Origin of the sequence: Methylophaga sp. UBA3603, assembly GCF_002375335.1 — a bacterium.
Lineage (GTDB): Bacteria > Pseudomonadota > Gammaproteobacteria > Nitrosococcales > Methylophagaceae > Methylophaga.
This window is the reverse complement of the sequence record NZ_DFMC01000001.1, coordinates 40,876-59,444: the sequence shown is the minus strand read 5'-3', so window position 1 is coordinate 59,444 and position 18,569 is coordinate 40,876. Positions and strand designations below refer to the sequence as shown.

The 18,569-nt window shown below is 43.7% G+C and carries 14 protein-coding genes; 7 read left to right on the top strand and 7 right to left on the bottom strand.

Translation table 11 applies throughout. The features are described from left to right. Positions 1-8 precede the first annotated feature (8 nt). The 6 genes from nirD to B4F66_RS00230 all read right to left on the bottom strand — a co-directional run bounded on the left by nirD (position 9) and on the right by B4F66_RS00230 (position 8,090). Positions 9-317 carry a nitrite reductase small subunit NirD gene (gene nirD / locus B4F66_RS00255; RefSeq protein WP_292354121.1) on the bottom strand — a complete coding sequence of 103 codons (309 nt, stop codon included), beginning with the start codon at positions 315-317 and terminating at the stop codon, positions 9-11. A gap of 6 nt (positions 318-323) precedes the next feature. Then, entirely contained in the window at positions 324-2,753 is a 2,430-nt protein-coding gene (gene nirB / locus B4F66_RS00250) for a nitrite reductase large subunit NirB (RefSeq protein ID WP_292354119.1), read from the bottom strand. A 205-nt stretch (positions 2,754-2,958) separates the two neighbouring features. After that, the gene (locus tag B4F66_RS00245) at positions 2,959-4,398 is read right to left on the bottom strand and encodes a sensor domain-containing diguanylate cyclase (RefSeq protein ID WP_292354117.1); all 1,440 of its coding nucleotides are present in this window, start codon (positions 4,396-4,398) and stop codon (positions 2,959-2,961) included. Positions 4,399-4,546: 148 nt separating this feature from the next. Beyond that, positions 4,547-6,676: a putative bifunctional diguanylate cyclase/phosphodiesterase gene (locus B4F66_RS00240; RefSeq protein ID WP_292354115.1), complete on the bottom strand. Its 2,130-nt coding sequence runs from the start codon at positions 6,674-6,676 to the stop codon at positions 4,547-4,549. Positions 6,677-7,088: 412 nt separating this feature from the next. Next, entirely contained in the window at positions 7,089-7,547 is a 459-nt protein-coding gene (locus B4F66_RS00235) for a YybH family protein (RefSeq protein ID WP_292355729.1), read from the bottom strand. A 21-nt stretch (positions 7,548-7,568) separates the two neighbouring features. Continuing rightward, complete coding sequence (locus B4F66_RS00230) at positions 7,569-8,090, bottom strand: MarR family winged helix-turn-helix transcriptional regulator (protein ID WP_292355731.1); 522 nt, start codon at positions 8,088-8,090, stop codon at positions 7,569-7,571. A gap of 205 nt (positions 8,091-8,295) precedes the next feature. On the opposite strand from B4F66_RS00230, the gene B4F66_RS00225 reads away from it, so the two are divergent. Genes B4F66_RS00225 through B4F66_RS00215 form a run of 3 tightly spaced genes read left to right on the top strand, consistent with a single transcriptional unit; the run spans position 8,296 to position 12,632 of the window. Then, positions 8,296-10,128 carry a sensor domain-containing diguanylate cyclase gene (locus B4F66_RS00225; protein ID WP_292355733.1) on the top strand — a complete coding sequence of 611 codons (1,833 nt, stop codon included), beginning with the start codon at positions 8,296-8,298 and terminating at the stop codon, positions 10,126-10,128. Between the two features lie 39 nt (positions 10,129-10,167). Continuing rightward, positions 10,168-11,577: a YcjX family GTP-binding protein gene (locus B4F66_RS00220; protein ID WP_292355735.1), complete on the top strand. Its 1,410-nt coding sequence runs from the start codon at positions 10,168-10,170 to the stop codon at positions 11,575-11,577. After that, complete coding sequence (locus B4F66_RS00215; RefSeq protein ID WP_292355737.1) at positions 11,577-12,632, top strand: TIGR01620 family protein; 1,056 nt, start codon at positions 11,577-11,579, stop codon at positions 12,630-12,632. The genes B4F66_RS00220 and B4F66_RS00215 overlap by 1 nt, the downstream gene beginning before the upstream one ends. Positions 12,633-12,649: 17 nt before the next feature. On the opposite strand, the gene B4F66_RS00210 is transcribed toward B4F66_RS00215, so the two are convergent. Then, positions 12,650-15,457, bottom strand: a complete 2,808-nt coding sequence (locus tag B4F66_RS00210; protein WP_292355740.1) for a sensor domain-containing diguanylate cyclase — start codon at positions 15,455-15,457, stop codon at positions 12,650-12,652. Between the two features lie 228 nt (positions 15,458-15,685). Between B4F66_RS00210 and B4F66_RS00205 the strand changes: the two genes are divergently transcribed. The 4 genes from B4F66_RS00205 (at position 15,686) to B4F66_RS00190 (ending at position 18,499) form a co-directional block, all read left to right on the top strand. Beyond that, positions 15,686-16,063, top strand: coding sequence for a DUF6627 family protein (locus B4F66_RS00205; protein WP_292355742.1), 378 nt, complete (start codon positions 15,686-15,688; stop codon positions 16,061-16,063). A 14-nt stretch (positions 16,064-16,077) separates the two neighbouring features. After that, positions 16,078-17,073: a PA2778 family cysteine peptidase gene (locus tag B4F66_RS00200; RefSeq protein WP_292355744.1), complete on the top strand. Its 996-nt coding sequence runs from the start codon at positions 16,078-16,080 to the stop codon at positions 17,071-17,073. A gap of 170 nt (positions 17,074-17,243) precedes the next feature. Continuing rightward, positions 17,244-17,681, top strand: a complete 438-nt coding sequence (locus tag B4F66_RS00195) for a BLUF domain-containing protein (RefSeq protein ID WP_292355746.1) — start codon at positions 17,244-17,246, stop codon at positions 17,679-17,681. Between the two features lie 47 nt (positions 17,682-17,728). Further along, positions 17,729-18,499, top strand: a complete 771-nt coding sequence (locus tag B4F66_RS00190; protein WP_292355748.1) for an EAL domain-containing protein — start codon at positions 17,729-17,731, stop codon at positions 18,497-18,499. Positions 18,500-18,569 lie beyond the last annotated feature (70 nt).

The window sequence follows — 18,569 nt, the reverse complement described above, 5'->3', positions numbered from 1 at the left end:
GTCAATCCTCAGAGTGCAATGTAAATCAGGCCGTCTTCGACTTTGGTATCAAATGAACGGGTGCAACCTTCGTCTGGACCAGTGGCCTCACCGCTGCTTAAATCAATCACCCAGTTATGTAATGGGCAGGCTACACGCTTATCGTAAACAATCCCCTGGGATAACGGACCTTTTTTATGCGGGCATTGATCAAATAAGGCAAAGACCTCATCACCACTGGTCCGAAAAATCGCCACATCCCCATCCGGCGTTGTCATCACTCGTGAGCCTTTTTGCGGTACGCTTTCTACCGGTCCTACTTCAGTCCAATTTTGCATCTGTTGTTAACCTACTTGCTTGATGGGAATATAGTTTTCGCGCTGTTTGGCCGCATGTTCCGCCCAGGGATCGCCCTGCGATTTTTCCTGTGACTCGTAAAACCGCTGTGCCAGAACTTTGCGGTTGTCATGATCATCAACCACTTTGGCCTGAACGCTTTTCAGTCCCACCCGTTCAATCCACGGTGCGGTACGTTCCAGATAATGGGCATCTTCACGATAAAGCTGCATAAAGGCTGCACAGTATTCCATCGCTTCTTCTTCAGTAGCGACTTTGCACAGGAAATCGGTCGCACGAACTTTGATACCACCGTTACCACCGACATGCAGTTCGTAGCCTGAATCAACACAGACAATACCGAAATCCTTGATGGTGGCTTCAGCACAGTTACGCGGACAACCTGATACAGCAATTTTGAATTTATGCGGTGTCCAAGAACCCCAGGTCATTTTTTCAACCTTGATGCCCAAGCCGGTGGAGTCCTGAGTACCGAAACGACACCATTCTGAACCCACACAGGTTTTCACGGTACGTAATGATTTACCGTAAGCATGACCTGAAACAAAGCCGGCTTCACTGAGATCAGCCCACATTTTCGGCAGATCATCTTTTTTCACACCAAGCAAATCGATGCGCTGACCGCCAGTGATTTTTACGGTGGGTACTTTATATTTATCCGAGATATCGGCAATAGCACGTAACTCATTGGCGTTGGTTACCCCACCCCAAATCCGTGGCACCACTGAATAGGTACCATCCTTCTGGATATTGGCATGAACCCGCTCGTTGATAAAACGTGACTGAGGATCATCTTGATAGTCTGGCCAAGTGCTCAGCAGATAATAGTTTAATGCTGGACGGCATGAGTGGCAGCCATCAGCATTTTTCCATTCCAGGGCGACCATCAGATCAGAAATGGTTTTCAAACCTTGTTCTTTAATGGCGTTTTTCACTTCGCCATGACTCATGCTGGTGCAACCACACATGGGTTTTTTACTTGGCGTATCGTTAAAGTCACTGCCCAGCGTCGATGCCAGTAATTGCTCAACCAGACCGGTACAGGAACCGCACGATGCAGAAGCTTTGGTATGAGATTTGACTTCATCAAGAGTAAACAGGCTGTGTTTACTGATGGCTTTAACGATATCGCCTTTGCAAACACCGTTACAGCCACAAATTTCGGCATCATCAGGCAATCCATCGACAGAATTGGTCGCACCATGGCCAGAGTCACCAATATGGTGCTGACCAAACAGCATATTCTCACGGATACTGGACACATCAGTGCCATCACGCATCAACTGGAAGTACCATGCCCCATCCACGGTATCACCGTATAAAACCGCACCTATCAGCTTGTCATCCTGAATGACCAGCTTTTTATAGATATGACGGGCAGCATCTTTGAACACCAGATCTTCAGTACTTTCATCGCCTATAAAGTTACCTGCAGAAAATAAATCAATGCCGGTAACTTTCAGTTTGGTCGAGGTAATGGAGCTGACATAACGTGCAATACCCATTTGAGCCAGATGGTTGGCACAGACTTTAGCCTGTTCAAATAACGGGGCCACCAGACCAAAGGTTGAACCACGATGCTGTACACATTCCCCCACTGCATAAACTTTAGGATCAAAGGTCTGCATGGTGTCATCTACCACAATACCGCGTTCACAATGAATTCCGGCAGATTGTGCCAGTTCAATATTAGGACGAATACCGACCGCCATCACAACTAAGTCAGTATCGATTTCTGTGCCATTTTTAAAGACGACTTTTTCAACCCGTTTTTTGCCTTCAATCGCAGCCGTTTCATGCGACATCAGGAAATTAAGCCCTTTGGCTTCCAACTCATGCAACATTAAATCCGAAGCAGGTTTATCCAATTGCTGATTCATCAACACATCAGCAATATGCACCACGGTGACTTCCATCCCCTGAATCATCAAACCATTGGCTGCTTCCAAACCAAGTAAGCCACCACCGATAACAACGGCTTTTTTATGGGATTTGGCAGTTTCCAGCATGGTATCGACATCAGCAATATCGCGGAAACTGATAACGCCAGGCAAATCACGACCGGGTAAGGGCAACATGAATGGGCGAGAACCGGTGGCCAGCAATAAACGATCATATTCAAAGACTTCGCCTTCTGCGGTTTCCAGTTGGCGTTTTACACGATTGATATGGGTAATTTTTTTACCGGCATGCAAGGTAATGCCATTGTCGATATACCATTGCCGATCGTTGATCATGATCTGATCGATGGTTTTATCGCCTGCCAGCACAGGTGAAAGCATAATACGGTTGTAGTTACCGTAAGGCTCATCACCAAAAACGGTAATGTCGTATTTTTCAGGTGCTAACTTGAGTAATTCTTCCAGTGTTCGCACACCGGCCATACCATTACCTATCAGCACTAATTTTTCTTTCATGGATCGCTCCTGCATTTCGATTAAATATGCTTGAGCAAGCACTGTGCCAACAGGTAACTTATTAATTTAATTACACATTAATTTTAAACAGGTAAGTAACATGCGACTTTGTGGTGCAAAACGGTGCACTACGCACAAAGATGGTGAATTAGGGCCAGTTTATCTTTCAGAAACACCTCTGTTGTCATAGAAAGCTCAACAAGCCCTAATAAACCGTAATACGATTACGGCCTTTATTTTTGGACTCATACAGGGCGTGATCACAACGTTCAATCAGATCATCCATGCTTTCTCCCAGTTGAAACTCTGTCACACCGGCACTGATGGTTACGCTGATACTGTCATCTTTAACCCGGATCTTATGCTCGCTGACAGCTTCGCGAATCGTTTCTGCCACCCGTGCTGCATGTTGTTGATCACAGTTTTCTAACAATAATAAAAACTCTTCACCACCCCAGCGACACAAAACGTCTACATCTCTCACTTTTTGTTTTATCAGCCGAGACACCGATTTGAGCACCTGATCACCAAACTGGTGACCGTATTTATCGTTGACCAATTTAAAATGATCAATATCCAGCACGATCATTGATAAAGACCAATCCTTACGTAACGCAGTTTTTTGCGCTTTATTAAAGACCCAGTCGAATACCTGTCTGCTGGTCGCCCCGGTGAGTTTATCTTTAGTCGCCATCAATTCAAGACGACGCTGGTAGCCCCGGATAGTGAAATGGGCAAGCATTAATACACAGATACTGATAGCCAGAGAAACCGCAATATTGATCCATAACGCCGTTTCAATCCGGTCAGCGGCGGGATCGTTGATTTGCTCGACGATCAAAAACCAGTCAAATTCGGGAACCAAACGACTGTTTAAATAGATAGTGTTACCGTTTTTCGCCGCATAACTCACCGACGCACTCGGATTACTGAGGATCTGTATAAATAATTGATCTAAACCGGTTTTGTTTTGCAGGTAGATATCATCTTGAAACTGACTGCTTCGCAGCGTAATTTCACCCTGACGATCAACAAAATAGATTTCCCGTCCATAGCGTCGCTGATAGTTTTCAATCAGTTGAGCCACTGACTCCATCGACAGGCCAACACCGGTAACCCCGACTAACTCACCTTGTTGATTCAGAACGCGATAATTAACAAAAATGCTCATACGATTGGGTTCGGCGGTATCCCAATCTATATTGATATCGTAATCGGTAGTGATTTTTCGTGTGGTGAAATACCAGCTGTCCGCCGGATCTGACTCATCAACCTGTTTGATAATGCCCTTGGGATGATAATAATTGCGCGTTTTTTCAGAGACAAAAAAAGCGGTAATCGTATTGTATTTTCGTTGTATCTGCGCCAGATATTCGGCTAAACGCTGGGGATCCTGTTCACCATTCTCAGCCCAGTTAATCATAAAAGTATCATTCGCCATCAATGATGAGATTAACAATGGCTGCAACAGGTCACGCTGAATTTCGGAGTAGATGTTATCACTGGTCAGCGGCAGCATTTGTTTTTGCAGCTGGTCACTGGTGGAATCCCGCGCCACAAAGTAGCCAATCAGACTGGTGGCCATAAATCCCAGCAAAACCAGCGCGCTGATTGTCAGCGTGAAAATTCTCTTCCGATTTTGCATTCCGGCCAGCCTGTTATTAAACAAAGTTTTTAATCATAGTGAATTTGGAGTAAGGATCCTAGTGGCTATTGCTCTTTCATCCCCATTTCTATTGCAATCAGCCCAAGGCTTGTTGTTCTTTCAGAGGCTGACCAAAGCGACAATGGCCCTAATTTTTTGTTAAGGCCTGCAAATTGTCCGCATTCAACTCAGCTGGCTGCATTTGCATTAGTTTGGCATGAACAAATTGATGCATATCCTGATAACGTGTTCTGAGCGATTGGAAATTCTGCATGGCCGTTTGTTTTTTACCGGCTTGATAGAGTTTAATCGTCATGGTTAACAGATGATGAAAACTTCGATATTTTTCTTTTAGAATTTGCAGACATTCTTTATCAATAAGTTGGAGATTTTCTGTTCGCTCCAACCAGACACCACAATGCGATTGTTTAATTGAGAGAATTGGCCACAGTTCAAGTTCTTCGGGGTCCACATCAAAACGCTGTTCAAGGCTTTCCAGGCTTAATTCCAGATACAAATAAAATAGGTTTAACTGTGTCCATTTCAAATGCTGGCGATGATAGCGATAACTGAACCATTCTTCAGGCAATTCAAATTGTTGCTTCCAATGCGTTAATTCCGTCACTGGCATCGGTTTGGCAATCACATACCCCTGAGCCAGTTCACAGCCCATTGATAGCAAAATCTGACCATGGCGCAGTGACTCCACGCCTTCTGCAATGACCTCCAAATCAAATGATCTGGCCAATGCAATAACACCTTCTACAATTTTGCAGTCATCCACATCATTTAACATGTTCCGCACAAATGTCTGATCAATTTTTACCGCAGATACTGGCAAAGTCCTGATGTGGCTCAGTGATGAATATCCTGTACCAAAATCATCCAGTACTGTTGCAATAGAGAATTCATCCTTGCAACGACGGACCACATCAACGATCAGACTGAGATCATCCAGAGCGTGACTTTCCAGAATCTCAAATTGGAAATACTGTAAATCCACTGCTGGAAACTCATCAACGATCTCGCCAAGTCTCTTTAAAAAACCATTACTTCCAAGATGATAGGCCGACAGGTTGATGCTGATATTCCATTGTTTAGAGTCGGCCTGCCATTGTTGTAAATAACTCAACGCCTGACGAATGACCCACTCACCTAACTGAATTTCCAACGATGTGCCGTTAATTAAAGGCAAAAACTGTTGCGGAAACACCAGTCCGTTTTCAGGTTGCAACCAGCGAATCAGTGCTTCGTATCCGACCACTTCCCCACTGCACATATTGATTTTTGGCTGCATGTGTAACTGAAACTGGTTTTCACTCAAAGCCCGGCGAATAGCATAAAGCTGCTCGGTTTTTTCATCACGCCAGGCTTCGTTCCCTGTTTCATACATGCGAAAGGTTTTCTTACCGTCCAGTTTTGCTTTATACAGCGTTTGATCAGCGTGCTCGATCAGGGTTTGCATCGACCCCTGATCAAATGGATAAACGGTATAACCAATTGAGGCACTGATGCGGATGGTATTGTGCTCAATCAGATAGGGTCGGCTTAGCTCTTCAGTTAATCGGTGCAGCAACAGTTCGCAATCCTGACGGTTTTTGATTTCACCAAGCAACATGACAAACTCATCGCCACCATAACGGGAAACGGTATCATCCTGTCGCAACATGCTCTTGATACGCTGCGCGACTTCAATCAGTAATTCATCACCGGCGTTATGTCCCAACTCATCATTAACAGGTTTAAAGTTATCCAGATCCAGAAAACATACTGCTAATAATGTTTGCGTACGATTACTATGGGCGATGGCCTGTTCAAAGCGATCCACCAGCAGATTTCGATTAGGTAAAGCGGTTAACGCATCATAATGCGCCAGTCGCTCCAGTTCGGCCTGATGCTGCTTTAACATGGTGATATCAGAAACCAGTCCCAAATGAAACATCTCACCCGTCTGCGGATCAGTGGTGCGATGAATCGTCAGCACTTCAGCATAAAATGACCCGTCTTTTTTACGGTTCCACACCTCACCCGACCAATAACCGTTATCTGACAGGCTTTGCCACATTGTGCTGTAAAAGGCTTTACTTTGTTTGCCGGAGCTTAGAATATTGGGTTGTTGGCCGATTAATTCGTCTCTGCTATAACCGGTGATGGAACATAATGTATCGTTTACATCAACAATGATATTATCGGCATTGGTAATAATGATGCCTTCATGTACTCGATCAAACAGCATTTCCAAAAGAGAGTGTCTTTGTTGCTTCAGTAAGGCGCTCACCGGAAATATCCTTATAAAAACCATAAAATCAATAGGGTTTTTAGCATAGCCTTTATGACCTAGGCAAGTTTTCCTTTCAATATTCCTCTAGGGCTTGTTGATCTTTCATATCCACCACTGCTGGCGGCTATTTTTGTGTCCGACAAGGCGGAAAGCACGCCGTGTAGCCTTCCTACATAAGTGATTGACAACACAGGCGGCCGCAAAAATCGTCCCAGCCCTTCGGGTTGTGACTGAAAAAGCGTCACTCTGCGTTACTCGTCGCTTATTTAGAACAACTAAAAGGCGCTCCTCGTGCCTTGATTGACGCTTTTTCAGCTCACAACAGAGGCGGAGATGAAAGATAAACAAGCCCTAGCATAAAAAAGCCGATCATTGAGATCGGCTTTTTTTGCTGCAAAGACTGTTGGATTTATTCAGCCATATTCCAGATATGTGAAACGACTTCCCATTCATCCTGGTCGTTCTGTTGCAGAACTGTCATCAACACACCATTAAATGTCATCGTTTCACCATTTTCACCTTCAACATCTGCTGACCAGTTAGCCAATTGACTGACTTGTCCTGCAGATGAATAAGTGGCGATAGTGGTTATATTATGATTGTGCAGCCCATTATCGAAAAAGCCCTGAAACAGTGCCGCAATCTCCTGCTGGCCATTCAACACATTGCCATCACCGGGCGACAAAGTGGCTTGTGATGCATAAAGTTCGGTTAACGCATCGAGATCCTTATCGTTGAAAGCAGCATTCCACTGCTCATTGGCAGAATTAATGACTTCCTGTGCATCATAATCAGCACCGGGGTTACTGCATGCACTCACTGCCAGAATAAGCAGACTTAAGGGTAATAAACGATTTAAAAATTTCATAGAGATTCCTTTTTTTTTACATTATTTAAGATGAGATTCATCTTCAAAAACATGTCGTTGTTGATAGATTTTTTTCAATAACGACATAAGTTGGGTTGTTTCAGTTTCGCTCAGCGCCTGCATTAATTGATTTACACGTTGATAATAACCAGGCATTACCTCATCAAGTTTTGCCTGTCCCAGAACGGTCATTCGAATCAGTATCTGCCGTCTATCCCGCTTACCATGCACGCGACTGATTAATTTATCGCGTAACAACCCATCTAATAAACCGGTCATGGTGGCTCGCGAAACCCCCGCTTTTTTAGCCAGCGCTGAGGGTGTTGAACTCAGGTTATCCTCTCGCATCAGCAATAGCAAAACCCACCATCGTCCCTGTAACAAGTCATATTCCGCAAGATAGCTGTTTAATCCCAAAGACAAATCAGAACCGACGCGCAGCAGATTCAAAAATGTCATGACATTTTTAATGTCGGTTTGCGGGTAACGATCGGCAAACTTCTGTAATATTTCAGCGTTAGGAATATCTTTAACTTGTAACATGATAGCCAGCTTATAGTTAGCCACCTAATCATGTCAAATCCAATTCAGTTAGTAATTAATGATATATTTGAATCAGAATGTAACAGTCCTGTTTGCTGAGATAACACCATTGTTTTGTATTGACTCAACTTTTTTCTTATTTCGATCCAGCGAACGGAGTCCATTTTCCGTGGTTCGCCAATACCTTCTCTAATAGGTTTGTCCGGTGTCTGATAAACCTGTTATAAAATTACCTTACCCAATTCATAGCAAACTACTGCTTTATACCTTCGTGCTGATTGGGTTGACGTTGCTGGTCATTTATCAAAATTATCAATCGCAGTTATCAGCCTACTCCTCACAAATTAACCAACAGATCGAGCAACGTAACCAGTTGCTGGCATTGATGCAGACCCAGTTACTGGAATCTAAACTGGAAGCCATTGATCAAACGTTGAAACTGATCAGTTCATATCCCGATTTTATTAAAAATTCTGCACCTCATACTTATCTCCTTGAGAAATATTCTCAAAATAATCCTGAAATGCAGGCTCTATTGCATATCAATGCGGATGGGCTGTTACGCTATCCCATGCATCAGCGTAGTCAGCTGGATTTATCCGGGCGAGACTATTTTAAAGTGCATCAGAACTCAAAAACGGATGGCGTTTTCACTTCAAAACCCATGCTTCCTGGCAGGGGACATTCAGAGCCGGTTATGGTGATCAGTCGGGGTCTTTATGATTCGAACGATAATTTTCAAGGGGTCATCGCCGCCGTTATCGATATCGAAACCTTTTCATGGGCTCTTAGTGGTATCAGTGTCAATGCCCAGCTATTTTCATCGATTGTTCATCAAGAAGGTGAAGTTGTATTTCGAGTCCCCTATAGAAACTTCGAAGTTGGGCAAACTCTGGATTACGTAAAAGATCGGAGCGATAAAGACAAACTACCCTTAACCGGTGAAGGGATTTATCAGCATTTTAGTGGTGATTATCAATTTGCCTATCAGACATTGCCTAAATGGAAGTTACACGTTTTTGTCGGTGAAAATCGAGCCGTAGTCGATGAATTAATTTCCAACTACCGTTTTGCGCATCTCCGTAACAGCTTTTTGACCGCGCTATCCCTAATGTTACTGATTCTGGCCACCGCCTGGTTAATTGGCCGGCGTTTGGATATAAACAAACAGCTGATTGAAAGCAAAGCGGCTCTGCAGCAAAGCTATCAGCGTAATCAGGCGATTATCAAAGCCATTCCGGATCTGCTGTTTACCATTGATAAAAATGGCAAAATCATTGATTTTGAACACGGCGATGGTGTGCCATTGCTGATGTCTGAACAGGACTTTATTAATAAACATATAACTGAAACATTACCTGACTTTCTGGCGCAGCGGACGTTACTGGCGTTACAAAAAACGCTGGGTAGTGGAGAAAGTGATTATTACGAATACGAACTGAATCTGTCAGGCAAACAGCATTTTTTCATGGCCCGCTCTTCGCCAATCAACGAGGACAGAATGCTGGTTGTTGTCATTGATATTACCGAGCGTAAAAAATCTGAAAACGCCCTGCAGTGGCAGGCAACACATGACAGTCTGACGCAGTTACCCAATCGGGTTTTATTTTATGATCGACTGAATCAGGCCATTACCGAATCAGCCCGATATAAACAGCCCTTTTGCCTGCTTTATATCGACCTCAATGATTTCAAACTAGTCAACGATAACTATGGGCATCTGAATGGCGATATGTTGCTGATCCTGGTGGCACAACGTATTCGTGAATCAATTCGTCAGTCAGACACGGCTGCCAGACTGGCGGGAGATGAATTCGCCATTATTGTTAACCACAGTAATCTGGAAGAAGCCATGCAAGTCTCGGAAAAGCTACGGGAACAGTTATCGGTTGGTTATGAATTAAATGTTGGCGTGATGCTGAATATCAGTGCCAGCATTGGTATTGCTTGTTATCCTCATGATGGTAAGGATGCCGATGAGCTGATTCTGCATGCTGATAACAGTATGTATTATGACAAACGTTCAACTGCTTCTTAATTCAGACAGACAGCAAGCGTCTGATGTAAGCTGATGCCTATGAATTCAAAGATTGAAAAACTAGGTCTGCGCCTTAATAAAACACTTGATGGAATTGATCAACAAGCCAGCAAATGGGTGGCGCGCAGTCTCGATAAACATCTAAGTATCGGCATTACCGGTTTTAGCGGTAGTGGCAAGTCGACTTTTATTACCAGCCTTATTCATCAACTCAAATATTCCAGTAATGCAAATCTGGGAGGCTTCCTGCCAGCCAGAGATGAACGCCTGTTAAATGTCAAATTACAGCCACTGGATGATTTACCACTATTCGATTATCAACAGGGAATTCAGGCTCTGGCAGATGATCCACCTGCCTGGCCACCATCAACTACTCATATCAGCGGTTGCCGGTTAATCATTGAATTCAAAAAGAAATCCATGTTGCCGACCTTTACAGGAGAAACCCGTCGATTCACGCTGGAATTACGTGATTATCCAGGTGAGTGGTTGCTCGACATTGCCATGTTGCAGCAAGATTATCGGCAATGGAGTATGGATACTGCTGCACTTTGTTCCAAAGGCATCCGTCATCAACTCGCGGAAGAGATGCAAAAAGAGTTTAATGATTTGGATCCGCTCGCCCCAATTGATGAACAACAAATTGAAGCATTATTTGTCCGTTATCGAAGTTTTCTGATGACATGTAAAACAGCAGGTTTGACATTTATTCAACCTGGGCGGGCTTTATTGCCTGACAGCAGTGACTTTCCAGTGTTTATACCATTGTTCAATCTGCAAGCGCTAAGCCCGCAAGCATTAGACAATGCCGATGATGACTCCTTATACAAAGTCATGCAGCAACGCTATAAAACCTATCTGAAAAACTTTGTTCAGCCATTTTATAAAACTTTTTTCCGTGGCATTGATCGTCAGGTGGTATTGATCGATGTGCTGAAAGCTTTGAGCGGAGGCAAGGAAAAATTTGACGATATGGTGATTGCTTTCAGCCGGATTATCGATTGCTATCGCGTGGGGCATAATGCGTTTCTGAACCGTTTATTCAGCCCTCAGGTCGAAAAAATTCTGTTTCTGGCATCCAAACCGGATCGAATTTTAATGAATCAGCACGAATCTTTGCGTCGTCTGTGTGACGATATAATCAGCCATATCTGCCCACAATCGGTTAGAAATCGTATTCAAATCGAAACGGAGATAGCGGCCGCTGTAAGAACGACACATGATCATAATGATCATCTGACTGCCAGACTACTGGATGGACAATATGGCGAACTACGCCACCCTGCTATTCCCGACAAACTTCCTGATACCGATCAGTGGCATCAGTTATCACGCTGGAATCCGCCCGTACTTCGAGCTCCGCTCAACCCTGACTTGATAATGGGCGGACGTCTGGCTCATATTCGGATGGATAAAGTATTACGGGATTTGATAGGAGATAAATTCTGATGGCTTCCACAGAAGATTTTTTTAAACCTAAACCACAACAGGAAGCTAAGCAAAAAGCGGATATATCCCCCGAGGAAACTGAAAACTTTTTCAAAGTTCTCTCCGAAAACAACGAGGTCAACCTGCCTGATTCGGTGGAAACTGATCCATTGCTCGATTTTGACGACACATTACTGATACCGCCGCGCCGTAATCGTGGTTTGAAATGGTTGATCGTCACATTGTTCATTCTGTTAATCGGTATGTTGGCCTGGGATATAGTTGATTTTGCACAAATGCTCTGGCAACAAAGCAAAGCGATGGGGTTAGCCTTCAGTGCCTTCGCAGCTTTTTTAGCAGGCCTGGTAGGACAGCAATTACTGGTGTATCGCCGCAACCAGAAACAGCTTAAACGGGCCGATCAAATCCGCGAACAGGCCGCTCAACTGGTCCATGAACAACATATCGGCAATGCAAAAAAATGGCTGAATTCGCTAGAGACTTTCTATGATGGTCAGCCACAGGCTGATTTATTAAAACCTTGTGTTGATAAGCTACCTGACTATCTAAATGACAGTGAAGTTGTCTATCGTATCAGTGAAGATTTCTACCGACAGCTGGACCGCCAGGCAATCCATATTATTGAACGTACCAGTATCAGCAGTGCTGCAATGATTGCGGTCAGCCAGCTGGCAGTTGTTGATTCTTTGTTAGTGGTCTGGAAAACACTGAAAATGATTAACCAGATCAATATGATTTATGGCGTCAGATTAAACCCCTTAGCTCAATGGCGATTAAATCTACGGGTATGCAAAATTGCACTTGGCAGTTACGCCAGCCAGGCGGGCATTAGTTTCTTTTCTGAACAGGTCGGTATTGGTTTGGGGGGCAAAATTCTGGGCAGCGTGGCCCAGGGATTTGGTGTGGGTTTGTATCAGGCCAGAATTGGTATCCATGCAATGCAACATATTCGGCCAGTCGCCTTCACCAATGACGAAAGACCCAAACTGAATATGTTTGCCAACCTGTTACGCCGTAAATTAACCAAGCTGACGGCAGAACAGGACTCAGATTAACCTGACTATTCTGGCTGTCAGAGTTGAGCGATCAGGTGATTTGAACCGAATATATGCACCCCATTACGTCCAGCAGATTTCACCTCGTATAAGGCCAGGTCCGCCTTTTTGGTAAGCTCGCTGACCGTTTCGTTTTCAGCATCGCCTGGGAAGATTGCTACCCCGATACTCAGGGTAATACGAAAGTCATGCGTATTTACATTTAAAGGCTTCGATACCGTTTCCAGAATATGCTCTGCCACTAATTTGGCATCATCTGGCTTTTTGAGTTCGGTGAGTAAAATAACAAATTCATCACCACCGACACGGCTTAAGGTGTCTGTCTGTCGTAAGCAGTGTGACATTCTGTCAGCAACAGATTTAAGAATCTCATCCCCAACATCATGACCATGGGTATCGTTAATTTGTTTAAAGTGGTCGACATCGACAAACATCAACGCAATGGGATAGCCCACCCGTTTCGCATGTGCCAGAGTATGACCAATTCGTTCATCAAACAAACGCCGATTTGGTAGCCCCGTTAAGGTATCGTGATATGCCATCTGACGAATACGATCCGATTCGGATTTGCGAGCGGTTACATCTTCAATTTGTGAAATAAAATGGATGACCTCGCCCTTTTCATTACGAACTAACGACACACTCAGCAATACAAAAATGACATCACCGGTTTTATGAAAATAGCGCTTTTCCATCTGATAGTGTTCGAGATCCCCATTGAGTAATTTCCGTACATACTCAAGATCCAAATCCAGATCGTCTGGATGTGTGACATCAACAAAGGTTTTATCCATCAACTCTTCTTCGCTGTATCCCAACATTCGACAGAGTGCACCATTTACTTCCAACCAACGACCATCCAGACCAACAATCGCCATGCCAATTGCGGCGGTATCAAACGCATTGCGGAAACGTTCTTCACTTTGTTGCAATGCCAACTCAGCCTGTTTACGCCATGAAATATCGGTTTTGGTGCCAATAACGCGAATCGGATTCCCATCGGCATCACGTTCGGCTACCGTGGCGCTGCCCAGCATCCATTTCCAGCTGCCATCCTTGCTGAGAATACGATGCTCATTTCGATATTCCGGTTTTTCCCCACTAAACATCCGGTTGATATCGGCCGTTACCCTTTCGATATCCTGAGGATGTATTAATTTCAGCCAATGTTCCATCTGACCGATAATTTCACCCGGAGCATAGCCGAGCATGGCCAGTAATTTATCAGAGAACACCACAACATTATTGGCCACATCCCAGTCCCAGACCCCGGCTCCACTGCCCTCGAGAGCGTGTTTCCAACGTTGCTCAGTCTCCAGAATCCTTTTCTGGTGCTGCCAGTCTTCGGTGATGTCGTAGCTGACACCGACCAGAGAAAGCAGCTGTCCAGCATCGTTGAAATAGAGTTCTGCTGAAGTATGAATCATTCGAATCTCAGCACCATGATGTATTCTGGAGCGAACGTCAAAAGATTTATGCTGTTGAATGGACTGTTCTACAGCCACTCGGAAAGGCAACAGATCCGCTTCGTGAATCAATTTTTCAAATTCCGCGTAATCCATTTGCTCAGTTGAGTTGGGTAGACCAAATACCTTGCTCGCCATACTGTCGAACATAATAATATTGGTTTCCACATCCCATTCCCAAATAGCAATTTCAGCCGCCTCTGTTGCCAGCGCCAGTCTCCGTGCATTCTGTCGATAGGATTTGGTCATTTGTGAAGCAATACGGATGGCGTTTGCCCGGCTTTTCGCAATGGCCGCAATCACCAGGGCAAATAACAGGGAAATCACGATTCCGATTATCCAGGTTATCACTGTATTGTTACGCAGGATCGAATCAGCAAATTCCCGATCAGGTTGGCCTACAAATGACCAGGTACGGCCACCCACCTCGTAGCTTTTTTGCAAACTAAATGACTCTTCGGATGCTACTCCAGGCTGAGAAAATAACAGGCTTTCGGATTTTTCGGCTTCATCATCATATATGTTTAGCAAGCCGACATTCTTATGTGTCATCAACACATCCTGCAAAACATCATCAATACGAAACACTGCATAGACCCAGCCTGAATGAATAGTTCGCTTACCAATGGCAACGTCTGATTCGCTCGCGTCGATGTACACAGGCAGATACATCAACAAACCATTGATGGTCGAGTCTGAACCATCCTGTTTTAAAAAAACCTTTTCGGTAATGCTTGCCTTGCCGGTTTTGACCGCTCTATCCATGGCGTCTCTTCGAGTGATATCGGCATACATATCAAAGCCCAAAGCCCGCATATTTTTCTTGGTAACAGGTTCGATATAAAGGTTTGAGGTATATTTATCACGCACTCCCTGAGGATGAATATCATAGCTCAACATACCGGATTGTCTGACTGCATTAATATGCATCTGTTTTTGTTCTGGAGAGAGAGCAACTACATAGCCCAGTCCCTGAATGCCTGGATAATTTTCTTCCAGTTTCAGGCTTTGATAAAAATTGGCAAAATCCTCACGAGACAAATCAGGAGAGACATAAAACAAGCCCTGGGTAGCTCGTAGCATTTCCTCATAGGCATTTATTTTTACGACCACGGCATCGACGGCCTGATTAAAAGTGACGTTATAAGCAGCCTCTAAACGAACAGACTCCATCTCAGCCATTTTCCCTGCAACGAAATAGGTTAAAACCAAACAAAACAAAAACGCCACAAAAGACGTTACAAAGGTAAAAGGTTTAAGCAATAAGCTTTGATTAGTGCGAATAACCAGCTCCATTAATAGCGCATACGTTGAATGAACGAATTCATTTTTCAGGGAATCAATATCAAATTGAGCCATTCATCAGCAAAAAATTGACGTTGATTTTATTTGCTTAAGTTTGCCATCAAGCAAAATATAAAGAAACTCTACCTAATAAATAATCAAAATCGAAGGTAATTCATCACACTAGGGCTTTTTTTGATGCTTGAAGTTAATAGAATTGGTTTTATATAGTTCTTGTCACCGTAGTCATGGTAAGCTGAAATTCAGGCCAGTTCTTGGCCTTTTAAATCAACGGAGGGATGTATGAAACAAAAAGTATTTGCGTGGATTGCTTTGCTTGGCTTTTTCGGAAGCATCACCTTACCGGTGCAGGCAGCAATGATCAGCACGCCTGATGTTATTCAATCACAACAATCTGCATATGACCGCGAGCAATTGTCTTCCATGCTGGAACGTGACGATGTTCAGCAACAACTATTGTCAATGGGAGTTGCCCCTGAAACCGTTCAGGATCGTGTCAACAGCATGACTGATTTTGAAATTGCCCAGTTAAATGAGCAAATTAATGACATGCCAGCTGGCGGGATACTCGGTGCAATAGTACTTATCTTTGTGGTGTTTGTTATTACTGACGCTATCGGTGCAACCGACATTTTCCCTTTTGTCAGACCGGTCCGTTAATCTGATTCAAGCTTATGCAAATAGATAATCGCTCTCTCTACACCCAGCTTCGGCTGGGTGTTTTAATATTACTGAGCTTATTGTTGACCGCTTGCAGTCATACACCTCAGACAAATCTTCTGAATCAACAGCCATTCGATCCAGTTCAGGCCGAGCTCGATGATGTGCCCTTTTTTCCCCAGACCCAATATCAGTGTGGTCCGGCTGCCTTAGCAACCGTGATGCAATATCGTGGCGTCGATATCACACCCGATCAGTTAACTGACCAGGTCTATATTCCACAGAAACAAGGCAGCCTGCAGATAGAAATGGTTGCGGCAACTCGAAAACAAGGCTTGATGCCCTACCCTTTGGCGCCAAAGATGAACGATTTATTGACTGAAGTGGCGAATGGCAATCCCGTTTTAGTGATGCAAAACCTTGGCTATAACTGGAAACCCTTCTGGCATTATGCCGTAGTGATAGGTTTTGATATCAACTCACAGGAACTCATTCTGCGTTCTGGTGAAACCAAACGATGGCAAACAACATTAAAAACCTTTGAACGTACCTGGGCCCGCACCGATCATTGGGCACTGGTCATTGTCAGGCCTGAACAAATCCCTGCCACCGCGAACATGCCGGCCTGGTTACAAACTGCCTATGATGCTGAAAAGACCGGACAGCATAAAACAGCAGAACAAGCCTATATCGCTGCGATGGAGCATTGGAGCGAACATCAGCAGGCAGGAATCGCACTTGCCAATTTGTATTATCAGCAGGAGCGTTTTGATAAGTCTGATAATGTCTATGGTCAATTAACCGAACAATTCCCATACGACGCTTCTCTGTGGAATAACCGGGCCTATAGCCTGAAAGATATTGGTTGCCATCAAACTGCGTTAGCTTCTGCATCTTGTGCGACACGATTGGCACCTGATGATAAAAATATTCAGTCCACATTTCAGGAGATGTTACTGCTTGAACCTCTGACCCATAACAGTTGCCCCAAGATTAACTGTCCAGATTGATTAGTCTGACAAAATACAGCAGCTCAAGGACGGTTATCAAGAAAGGTGATACAGGTCTGTTAGATGCATGTTTAAGCTTGTCGTCGTGCATTCACTGACATAGACTAATCTGAAACAAGACGAGGTTAGTTGTACCAGCTTGTTCGTATTGGATAACAGGATGCGGTATTTTGACGAAAAGCTTATTGAGAATTTTGTATACCAGTAAAACCCATAATCGCTTATCCGATGTCGATTTAACCAGATTGTTACATCAGAGTCGTGAAAATAATCAGCGCATTCAGATTCATGGCATCCTATGTTATAACCATTCCGATTTTATTCAGGTGCTCGAAGGTCCCGAAACAGCTGTTATCGCTCTCTATAAAAGAATCCTTGATGATGAACGTCATCATGACTGTAAACTCATTAATATATGCCTTAGCAATAAATACATTTTTAATAATTGGGCAATGGGATACATTGATATCAGTCAGGGCGATATGCGCCGGCTGAGGCAAGAGCTACCAGAAAAGTTATCGAATGATAATGCTGACAACTTTGCCTATCAGCTGAAACATTATTTAAATAACCCGATAAAGAAAACTGATCAGACGATTTTTATCTGATGACAGATGACTATCCAACGATAAACAACACACAGAAAGAGTATCAAATGACAAATCAACTACCCGATTTCAAACCTTTAGGTTGTAATAAATGTTTAGAAGGTGGTGGATTGGACTTCAATTTTTCAATGGCTTTTCAGCCAATTGTTAATATTCAGGAAAAACAGATTTTTGGTTACGAGGCACTGGTTCGTGGCATAAATAATGAGCCGGCTTATACCATTCTGGATAAATTGAATGACACCAATCGTTATTCCTTTGATCAGACAATTCGGGTGAAAGCCATTCAGCTGGCTAAACAACTTGATTTACAAGGCATGCTCAGCATTAATTTCTTTCCTAATGCCGTTTATCGTCCGGAAACCTGCATTCGAGCGACATTGGAAGCAGCTGATTTAATGGATTTTCCCACCAAAAATTTAATATTTGAAGTCACCGAGGTGGAAAAGGTTACTGATAATAATCATCTGAAAAATATTTTTGATGAATACAAACGGCATAATTTCACTACAGCAATTGATGATTTTGGCTCCGGTTATGCCGGCTTAAATTTGCTCGCCGACTGGCAGCCAGATATTATCAAACTCGATATGGCACTGATTCGGGGTATTAATAAAGATAAAGTCAGACAATCGATTGTCCGCTCAATCATTATGACCTGTAAGGATTTGGAGATAAGAGTCATTGCTGAGGGTGTCGAAACGATAGAAGAGTTTCAATTTATCCGCGATCAAGGCGTGGCTTTATTTCAGGGTTATTATTTTGCCAGGCCTCAATTCGAAGCTTTGCCAGAAGTCGACCCGGCACTTTACGAATGATATAAATAAAAAATCCTCCCTCCAGCAGTGATGGCTGTTAAAGAACAACAGTCCCAAGCTGGAGGGAGGA

Bases quoted from the DNA above. Each gene is read 5' to 3' on its own strand.
- B4F66_RS00190 (WP_292355748.1), top strand. From the start codon at position 17,729: ATGACAAATCAACTACCCGATTTCAAACCTTTAGGTTGTAATAAATGT.
- B4F66_RS00210 (WP_292355740.1), bottom strand. From the start codon at position 15,457: ATGGCTCAATTTGATATTGATTCCCTGAAAAATGAATTCGTTCATTCA.
- B4F66_RS00200 (WP_292355744.1), top strand. From the start codon at position 16,078: ATGCAAATAGATAATCGCTCTCTCTACACCCAGCTTCGGCTGGGTGTT.
- B4F66_RS00205 (WP_292355742.1), top strand. From the start codon at position 15,686: ATGAAACAAAAAGTATTTGCGTGGATTGCTTTGCTTGGCTTTTTCGGA.
- B4F66_RS00235 (WP_292355729.1), bottom strand. From the start codon at position 7,547: ATGAAATTTTTAAATCGTTTATTACCCTTAAGTCTGCTTATTCTGGCA.
- nirB (WP_292354119.1), bottom strand. From the start codon at position 2,753: ATGAAAGAAAAATTAGTGCTGATAGGTAATGGTATGGCCGGTGTGCGA.
- B4F66_RS00215 (WP_292355737.1), top strand. From the start codon at position 11,577: ATGGCTTCCACAGAAGATTTTTTTAAACCTAAACCACAACAGGAAGCT.
- nirD (WP_292354121.1), bottom strand. From the start codon at position 317: ATGCAAAATTGGACTGAAGTAGGACCGGTAGAAAGCGTACCGCAAAAA.
- B4F66_RS00220 (WP_292355735.1), top strand. From the start codon at position 10,168: ATGAATTCAAAGATTGAAAAACTAGGTCTGCGCCTTAATAAAACACTT.
- B4F66_RS00230 (WP_292355731.1), bottom strand. From the start codon at position 8,090: ATGTTACAAGTTAAAGATATTCCTAACGCTGAAATATTACAGAAGTTT.
- B4F66_RS00245 (WP_292354117.1), bottom strand. From the start codon at position 4,398: ATGCAAAATCGGAAGAGAATTTTCACGCTGACAATCAGCGCGCTGGTT.